Raw genomic sequence first — 5,396 nt, forward strand, 5'->3', positions numbered from 1 at the left:
CACCACGATCCGCCGCTCAGCACCCGGGGCCAACGCACGGTCCTGCTCAGCCCGCGACTGCCGACCGAACAACGGCAGCACGTTCTGCCCGGCCAACCGCCGCGCCACCCCGTTGATCTCGGCCTCACCCGGCACGAACACGAGGATGTCGCCGTCGTTCTCCTTCAGTGCGCGCTGGACGACCGCGGCGACGTGATCCAGCAGCCGTGGGTCGACCCGCCCGCCGGGGAGCAACGGCACCGGGACCGGAGGCGGCGCCCACTCGATCGCCACCTCGAACAACGCCGCCGACGCGGTGATCACTGGAGCGGGCAGGTCCACGGCGGCGGCCAACGCGCGGCTCAACCTCAGCGTGTCCGGGGTCGCCGAAGTCGCGACGATCGCGAGGTCCTCACGCAGGTTCGTCTGGACGTCGACGCAGAACGCGAGCAGGAGATCGGCGTCGAGGTGCCGCTCGTGGCATTCGTCGATCACCACTGCTGCGACCCCGGGGAGTTCCGGGTTCTGCTGCAGCCGCCGTACGAGAAGCCCTGTCGTCACCACCTCGACGCGAACGTCTCGGCCGCCGCTGCGTTCGCCACGCATCGCGTAGCCGATCCGCCGCCCAAGCGGTTCGCCGGCCAGCGACGCCAGCCGGGTCGCGGCGGCGCGCGTCGCCATCCGTCGCGGCTCGGCCACGATGATCGTGCCGTCGAGCGCATCGGCGAGAGCGAGGGGCAGCAGGGACGTCTTCCCCGATCCGGGCGGCGCGACCAGGATCGCCGTACCGCGGCGGCGCACCGCCTCGACCGTGGCGGGCAGGACGGCACGGACAGGCAGGTCCGCCCCAGGCACGGACGCGTCGGGCAACAGCACGCAGCCGACGATAGTGCCCGACCACTCCAGTGAAGACGCAACACAGGCGCCGCGAGAGCGAAGTACAGGTGATGGCCTAGGGTCGAACCCGTGCCCGAAGTCGATGCTTCCTTCCTTGACCTGCCCCGCCACGAACTGGCCGACGCCGCGCTGCAACGCGCCAAGGATCTCGGCGCGACGTACGCCGAATTCCGGCTGGAACGGATCCGGTCCGAGTCGATCTCGCTACGCGACAGTGTGCTGGAGAGCGCTCGCGACGACGAGGATCTCGGGCTTGCCGTCCGGGTGATCCACGACGGGACCTGGGGGTTCGCCGCCGGGGTCGCGCTGACCACCGACGAGGCTGTCCGGGTCGCCGAGCAGGCGGTCAACATGGCCCAGGTGTCCCGGCCGATCAACAGTGAGCCGATCGAGCTGGCCGGCGAGCCCGTGTACGACGACGTGACCTGGGTGTCGGCGTACGAGATCGATCCGGTCAGCCTGCCGCGGGCCGAGAAGGTCGCGCTGCTCACCGACTACAGCGACCGGGTGCTGTCGGCCGAGGGCGTCTCGCACGTGAACGTGCACGTCACCTCGGTGCACGAGTGCAAGTTCTACGCGAACTCCGAAGGCAGCTCCTTCACCCAGCAGCGGGTCCGGATCGGCCCGAACCTCCAGGCCATCGCCGTGGACACCGAGACCGGCCGCTTCGACACGATGGACACCTGCGCGCCGCCCGCCGGCCGGGGCTGGGAGTACATGACCGGCACCGGCTGGAACTGGGACGAGGAACTCGCCCAGCTCCCGGGCTGGCTCGCCGAGAAGATGGCGGCGCCGAGCGTCGAGGCGGGTGAGTACGACCTGGTGATCGATCCGACCAACCTCTGGCTGACCATCCACGAGTCGATCGGGCACGCCACCGAACTGGACCGCGCGCTCGGCTACGAGGCCAACTACGCCGGCACCAGCTTCGCCACCCTCGACAAGCTGGGCAGCCTCAAGTACGGCTCACCGGTCATGCAGATCACCGGCGACCGCACCGTCCAGCACGGCCTCTCGACGATCGGGTACGACGACGAGGGGGTCGCCGGGCAGCAGTGGGACCTGGTCAAGGACGGGATCCTGGTCGGCTACCAGGTGGATCGCCGGATGGCCCGCGTGAACGCCGAGGTGCTCGGCACCGAGCGGTCCAACGGCTGCGCGTACGCCGACTCCCCCGGCCACATCCCGATCCAGCGGATGGCCAACGTGTCCCTGCAGCCGGCCACCGGTGGTCCGTCGACCGAGGAGCTGATCGGCCGGGTGAAGAACGGCATCTACATCGTCGGGAACAAGTCCTGGTCGATCGACATGCAGCGGTACAACTTCCAGTTCACCGGCCAGCGCTTCTTCAAGATCACCGACGGCAAGCTGGACGGCCAACTGCGCGACGTCGCGTACCAGGCCACCACCACGGACTTCTGGGGATCCATGGAAGCCGTCGGCGGCCCGCAGACCTACGTACTGGGCGGTGCGCTGAACTGCGGCAAGGCCCAGCCCGCCCAGTCGGGTGCCGTCAGCCACGGCTGCCCGTCCGCTCTGTTCCGCGACGTCCGCATTCTCAACACCACGCAGGAGGCCGGCCGGTGACGACCGCCATTCAGCTGACCCCGCAGGACACGGTCGAGCGGGCGCTCGAACTGGCCGCGGCCGAAGGAGCCGAGGGCTGCATCGTCCTCGTCGCCGAGACCTCCAGCGCGAACCTGCGCTGGGCCAACAACACCTTGACCACCAACGGCGCCATGCGCGGGTCAAGCGTGACGGTCATCGCGACAGTCGGCGCGGGCGAAGGCACCGCCGCCGGAGTGGTCGGCCGGTCCTCCACGACGGAGGAGTCGCTCCGCGAGATCGTCTCGGCCGCTGTCGCCGCCGCTCGCGCGTCTAGCCCCGCCGAGGACGCTCGCCCCCTCGTCGAGGGCACCCTCGGCCCAAGCTGGGACGAAGAACCCGACGAGACCTCCGTGAACGTCTACGAGGCCTTCGCCCCCGCCCTCGGCGAGACCCTCACCCGGGCCACCAAGGAAAGCCGCTGGCTCTACGGTTTCGCCAGCCACGAGGTCGTCACCCAGTACGTCGGGTCGTCGACGGGACTGCGGTTGCGTCAAGCCCTGCCGACGGGATTCGTCACCTCCACCGGCAAGTCGGGTGACCTCAGCCAGTCGGCCTGGGTCGGTGCCGCCACCCGCGACTTCACCGACATCGACCCGCTCGCGCTCGACGCGGAGCTCACCAGGCGGCTCGGCTGGGCCACCCGGACCGTCTCGGTGGAAGCCGGGCGGCATCCGACCGTGCTCCCGCCCACCGCCGTCGCCGACCTGATGAACTACGTCTACGCGAAACTCGACGGACGCGCCGCGCACGAGGGACGCAGCGTCTTCTCCAAGCCGTCCGGAGGCAGCCGGATCGGTGACGTCCTGACCCCGCACCCGGTGCGGCTGCGCTCCGACCCGCACCAGGCCGGCCTGGAAGCATCCCCGTTCGTGGTCGCGCCTTGGTCCGGCGGCGCGTGGAGCGTGTTCGACAACGGGCTCACGCTGGCCGCGACCGACTGGATCCGCGGCGGCAAGCTGGAGAACCTGATGCAGAGCCGGTTCACGGCCGACCTCACCGGCGCTCCCGCGGTGACCCCGCCGATCGAGAACTACGTGCTGTCCGTCGACGGTGCGAGCGGATCGGTCGACGACCTGGTCGCGGGACTCGACCACGGGCTGTTGCTGACCTGCATGTGGTACATCCGGGAGGTCGAGCCGCAGACCCTGCTGCTGACCGGCCTGACCCGGGACGGCGTCTACCTGGTCGAGAACGGCGAGGTGACCGGTGCCGTGAACAACTTCCGCTTCAACGAGAGCCCGGTCGACCTGCTCAGCCGCTTCACCGCGGCCGGCGCGACGGTGCCGTCGTTCTCCCGCGAATGGGGCGACGAGTTCTCCCGTACTGCGACGCCGCCGCTGCTGGTTCCCGACTTCAACATGTCCAGCGTCAGCCAGGCCAGCTGACCCCGGCCGGCTGAATCAGGCCAGAAAAGCAAACGTCCCGCGAGCCACCAGGGTCGCGGGACGTTCGCAGTAGGTGCTCAGACCGTTGGGTACCCGGGCTCCGCGGAGGAGGAACCGGGAACGCCGAAACGCTCGGCCGCCTTCGGGTCCGGGCCGTGCTTGTTGTCGCCCGGAGTGCCCTCCAGCACGGCGAAGACGATCAGCACGATGATCCCGATGCCTGTCAGCGCGATCAGGAGCCACCAGGCGCTCTTGTCGGTGTCGTGCAGCCGGCGGACCCAGACAGCCAGCGACGGGAGCAGCACGGCCAGCCCGTAGAGCGACGAGAGCAGGCCGCTACCGGTGCTGTTCGTCGTTCCGATGATGTTGTCGATGGTGCCCAGCACAGCCGAGATGATGAAGCTGAACAGCGTGAACATCCAGAATTCTTTACGCCGCGCGCGACCGGTGAACGTGATGTATTTCTTGAGGACATCTGTGTACCACTGCATTGCTTTCTCCGATGGTCGAAGGTGAGACGCGGACCGAGCCTGTCGGAACCGATCCGGTTCGTCAATGCAACGTTTCGCTTTGGTGACCACACCGCAACCTGGCACGCCGTACCGCAAGCACACTTCAGCTATTTCGGGGCCGGCTTCGCCTGGGTGACGCGCCAGAGCCGGCGCGGCTCGGGGCCTTCCTGGTAGGCGTCGGCGCCTCCCAGTTCCCACCTCTCGGCCAATTCATGCACCAGGGCCTGGTCGAAGAACCGGGCCGCGAACCCGCCCTTCGCGAACAATCCGTCACCGATCTCGGGGCATTTCCCGTAGCACAGGTCGTCGGTGGACCAGACCGTGTAGACGAACAGCCCGCCCGGTCGCAGGACGCGACGGATCTCGTTCACCAGCGACCGGAGTTCGGCGTGGGTGAAGGCCATGTTCAGCAGGAGATTCGCGTAGACGGCACCGACGGTGGCATCGGCGGGCGGTAACGGGTCGCGTACGTCGTGCAACGCCGCCGTCACCCGGTCATCCAGGCCCTCACGCTGCGCATCCAGCCGCAGCTGGTCCAGCGCGGCTTCGCTGAAGTCGGTGGCGTGCACGCTGAATCCCTGCCTGGCAAGGTAAAGCGCGTCGCGGCCCTGGCCGGCGCCCAGTTCCAGCACGTCATCGATGCCTGCGGCACCGAACAGCTTCGCCGTCCAGCGAGCCGCCGCCGATGGTTCCGCACCGTGCAGCGTCGGATCCGCCAGATAAGCCCTCTGCCATCTGTCCTGCTGAGCCCTTGCGAGCTCTTGTCCAGTCTTCATCTTGCTCCCCGTGTGTGCCTCGCCGGTCTGGACGACCGGCAGACCCGCAGCAGCCTACGCGACGAATTTGAGTAGACGTACTCAGGCGGGCACCCGCACCGGCCGCGACAGTGAACATGACCGCCTACACAGGAGGACGGATGAACGCCCACTCCACCGCTCTAACCTGCCCCGCCTGCAACTCCCTTCTCGAACTCTCCGTCCACCCCCACCCCTCCCCCGCCCCACCCCAGCCCGTG

Annotated in this window: 5 protein-coding genes; 2 read left to right on the forward strand and 3 right to left on the reverse strand. The window is 68.8% G+C overall.

Annotated elements, in window-relative coordinates; genetic code table 11:
• A partial coding sequence (locus VFG33_RS28180) for a DEAD/DEAH box helicase (RefSeq protein ID WP_325055998.1) occupies positions 1-855 on the reverse strand: 855 nt, incomplete at its 3' end.
• A 90-nt stretch (positions 856-945) separates the two neighbouring features.
• Here VFG33_RS28180 and VFG33_RS28185 point away from each other — a divergent pair.
• Together VFG33_RS28185 and VFG33_RS28190 are read left to right on the forward strand one after the other, a co-directional pair.
• On the forward strand, positions 946-2,463 hold the full coding sequence (locus VFG33_RS28185) for a TldD/PmbA family protein (protein ID WP_325055999.1): 1,518 nt from the start codon (positions 946-948) through the stop codon (positions 2,461-2,463).
• Positions 2,460-3,869 carry a metallopeptidase TldD-related protein gene (locus VFG33_RS28190; protein WP_325056000.1) on the forward strand — a complete coding sequence of 470 codons (1,410 nt, stop codon included), beginning with the start codon at positions 2,460-2,462 and terminating at the stop codon, positions 3,867-3,869. Before VFG33_RS28185 ends, VFG33_RS28190 begins: the two co-directional genes overlap by 4 nt.
• Before the next feature lie 77 nt (positions 3,870-3,946).
• Here the strand turns inward: VFG33_RS28190 and VFG33_RS28195 are convergent, their stop codons facing one another.
• Together VFG33_RS28195 and VFG33_RS28200 are read right to left on the reverse strand one after the other, a co-directional pair.
• Positions 3,947-4,360, reverse strand: a complete 414-nt coding sequence (locus VFG33_RS28195) for a DUF805 domain-containing protein (RefSeq protein WP_325056001.1) — start codon at positions 4,358-4,360, stop codon at positions 3,947-3,949.
• Positions 4,361-4,488: 128 nt separating this feature from the next.
• The gene (locus tag VFG33_RS28200) at positions 4,489-5,157 is read right to left on the reverse strand and encodes a class I SAM-dependent methyltransferase (protein WP_325056002.1); all 669 of its coding nucleotides are present in this window, start codon (positions 5,155-5,157) and stop codon (positions 4,489-4,491) included.
• Positions 5,158-5,396: the final 239 nt, after the last annotated feature.

It is taken from the genome of Kribbella sp. (assembly GCF_035687465.1).
GTDB lineage: Bacteria > Actinomycetota > Actinomycetes > Propionibacteriales > Kribbellaceae > Kribbella.

Coding starts and splice junctions, on each gene's coding strand:
- VFG33_RS28195 (WP_325056001.1), bottom strand. CDS start 4,360: ATGCAGTGGTACACAGATGTCCTCAAGAAATACATCACGTTCACCGGT.
- VFG33_RS28200 (WP_325056002.1), bottom strand. CDS start 5,157: ATGAAGACTGGACAAGAGCTCGCAAGGGCTCAGCAGGACAGATGGCAG.